General features: G+C 69.8%; 4 protein-coding genes. All 4 read left to right on the top strand.

Annotated elements, in window-relative coordinates; translation table 11 throughout:
* On the top strand, positions 1–1,014 hold a 1,014-nt coding region (locus ACNPM4_RS17385; RefSeq protein ID WP_448986516.1), incomplete at its 5' end, for an L-serine ammonia-lyase, iron-sulfur-dependent, subunit alpha.
* Positions 1,015–1,083: 69 nt separating this feature from the next.
* Positions 1,084–1,839, top strand: a complete 756-nt coding sequence (locus ACNPM4_RS17380) for an AAA family ATPase (protein WP_448986515.1) — start codon at positions 1,084–1,086, stop codon at positions 1,837–1,839.
* A gap of 51 nt (positions 1,840–1,890) precedes the next feature.
* The gene (locus tag ACNPM4_RS17375; protein WP_448986514.1) at positions 1,891–2,673 is read left to right on the top strand and encodes an ABC transporter ATP-binding protein; all 783 of its coding nucleotides are present in this window, start codon (positions 1,891–1,893) and stop codon (positions 2,671–2,673) included.
* A partial coding sequence (locus ACNPM4_RS17370; RefSeq protein WP_448986513.1) for an ABC transporter permease occupies positions 2,670–3,021 on the top strand: 352 nt, incomplete at its 3' end. The genes ACNPM4_RS17375 and ACNPM4_RS17370, both read left to right, overlap by 4 nt.

The following is a 3,021-nucleotide window of genomic DNA, read 5'->3' as shown; positions in this document are numbered from 1 at the left end:
AAACCCACGACCGCGGGGTTCCCCTATTCGTATGCGGATGCCGCGTCGCTGCTCGCCCTGTGCGACGAGAACGGACTGTCGATCGCCGAGGTCGCGCGGCTCAACGAGACCTCGCTGCGCGGCGAGGAGGAGGTCGCGGCCGGGCTCGACGCGATCTGGGATGCGATGTCGGGGTGCGTCGATGCCGGCCTCCACGCCGACGGCACGCTGCCCGGCATCCTCAAGGTCAAGCGGCGGGCCGGAGTGATCCGCGGCCAGCTCGAAGCGGTCGAGGCCGACGGGCATCGAGAACTGCCGGGCGAGTGGCTCGGCGCTTTCGCGCTGGCCGTCAACGAGGAGAATGCGGCGGGCGGCCGGGTCGTGACCGCACCGACGAACGGTGCCGCCGGCATCCTCCCCGCCGTCGCCATGTATTGGTGGCGGTTCCTCGCCGACTCGGGGCTCGGCGCGGGCAACGCCGTGACTCCCTACGGTGAGCTGGTCGGCAGCGCGCTGCTGGGCTTCGAGCCGGACGTCCGGGCGCTGGACACCGCGAGCGACCTCGACGAGGAGCTGACGGCAGAGGCGAACCGTCGCCGCGGCATCCGTCGCTTCCTGCTGACCGCGACCGCACTCGGATCGCTGTTCAAGGCCAACGCGTCGATCTCCGGAGCCGAGGGCGGATGCCAGGCCGAGGTCGGCTCCGCGTGCGCGATGGCGGCCGGCGGCCTCACCGCGGTGATGGGTGGCACGAACCGCCAGATCGAGAACGCGGCCGAGATCGCGATGGAGCACCACCTGGGCCTCACCTGCGACCCGATCGGCGGACTCGTGCAGATCCCGTGCATCGAACGCAACGCGATCGCCGCGTCGACGGCGGTCACGGCGGCTCGTCTCGCACTGCGCGGCGACGGCAGCCACTATGTCTCACTGGATGCGGTCGTCGAGACGATGCGTCAGACGGGTGCCGACATGTCGACCAAGTACAAGGAGACCAGCGAGGGCGGCCTCGCGGTCAACGTCATCGAGTGCTGATCGCGCCCGCGCGACTCCATGTCCGCGGATGCCGGTAGCCTCCACGAGACACCACGCGGAGGGAGCACGATGGAGGCGTTCTGGGAGCCGAGCTCTCGCCGACGGCGGCAGCAGCCGGTCGTCGCGGTGCGCCCGAACGACGACGCCCCGACGCCGGATGGGGAGTGGCCGACGAGTATTCCCGCGGTCGCCCAGGTGCTGCGGGAGGGGATCGATCTCGACCCCGGGGTGACGTTCCTCGTGGGCGAGAACGGTAGCGGCAAGTCGACCCTGGTCGAAGGCGTCGCACTCGCCTACGGCCTCTCACCCGAGGGCGGTTCGCGACAGGCGCGGCACAGCACCCGAGCGACCGAGTCCCCGTTGTCGGAGTGGATCCGGCTGCAGCGCGGCGTGGGAGCCAACCGCTGGGGCTTCTTCCTGCGGGCCGAGACGATGCACTCGTTCTACACCTATCTCGAAGACAACCCGTCGACCGCCGGCGCCGATGTGCCGTTCCACGAGATGAGCCACGGCGAGTCGTTCCTCGCGCTGTTGGAGAGCCGCTTCGCCGAGCCGGGCTTCTACTGCCTCGACGAGCCGGAGGCCGCCCTGTCGTTCAACTCGACCCTGGCGCTCATCGCCGTGCTGCGGCGCATCGCCGACGACGGTGGGCAGGTGCTGTGCGCCACGCACTCGCCGGTGCTCGCGGCGCTGCCCGGCGCGAAGATCCTCGAAGTGGGGGAGTGGGGAGTCCGTCCCGCCGAATGGGGCGACCTCGAGATCGTGAACCACTGGCGCTCGTTCCTCGAGCATCCGACACGCTACCTCCGCCACCTGCTCGACTGAGGAAGGCCGCCCTCTTCTGCGTGCTCGAGGCGCAGGCGCATAATTCATCACATGATGAATGACTCGGCCGTCGAGATCGCGCAGCTGCGCGTGCACCGCGGGGCGGTGCGGGTCTTCGACGGGATCGACCTCACGATCCCGCGCGGACAGGTCACGGGGCTGCTCGGACCGTCGGGATGCGGCAAGACCACCCTGATGCGCTCGATCGTCGGTGTGCAGCGGATCGCCGGGGGTGATGTCACCGTCCTCGGCGAGACGGGCGGATCGCGACAGCTCCGCCACCGCGTCGCCTACGGCACACAGGGCGCTGCGGTGTACGGCGACCTCAGCGTGCGCCAGAACCTCTCGTACTTCGCCTCGCTGCTCAAGGCGCCGAAGGGCAATGTGGACAGGGTGATCGACGAAGTCGGTCTGCGTGCCCAGGCGGGGCAGCGCGTCGACGCGCTCAGCGGCGGCCAGGCGACGCGGGTGTCGCTCGCGGTCGCGCTCATCGGCTCTCCCGAGCTGGTCGTGCTCGACGAGCCGACGGTCGGGCTGGACCCCGTGCTGCGTGCCGAGCTGTGGGCGTTGTTCCGGGGGCTCGCCGACCGCGGTGTGACCCTCATCGTGTCGAGTCACGTGATGGACGAGGCGGTGCGCTGCGACCGGCTGCTGCTGATGCGGGAGGGGCGGATCATCGCCGACACCACGCCGTCGTCGCTCCTGGCCGACACCGGCACGACCGACGCCGAGTCCGCGTTCCTGGCGCTGATCGAGCGGGACCGCAGCGGCGATGCCGACGTCCCTCGATCACGCCGTGAAGCACGGGAGCACCGAGAGGAGGCCGGAGAATGAACGGCCGCCGGATGCTTGCCACCGCGGGCCGCGTGCTCGCACAGCTGCGGCACGATCCGCGGTCGATTGCCCTGATGCTCGTCGCGCCGAGCCTGCTGGTCGGTCTCTTCGCGTGGCTGTTCAGCGACCAGGAGGGGGTGTTCGACCAGTTCGGCGGCGCGATCCTGGCGCTGTTCCCGTTCATCGTGATGTTCCTCATCACGTCGATCACGACCCTGCGCGAGCGTCGCTCGGGAACCCTCGAGCGTCTGATGACCACACCCCTCGAGAAAGCCGACTTCATCCTCGGCTATGCGCTCGCGTTCGGGCTGATGGCCCTGCTCCAGGCGGTGATCACGGTGTCGTTCG

The organism is Microbacterium umsixpiens (assembly GCF_053543675.1).
The sequence above is the reverse complement of the archived record's forward strand: the minus strand, read 5'-3'. Positions and strand labels throughout refer to the sequence as shown.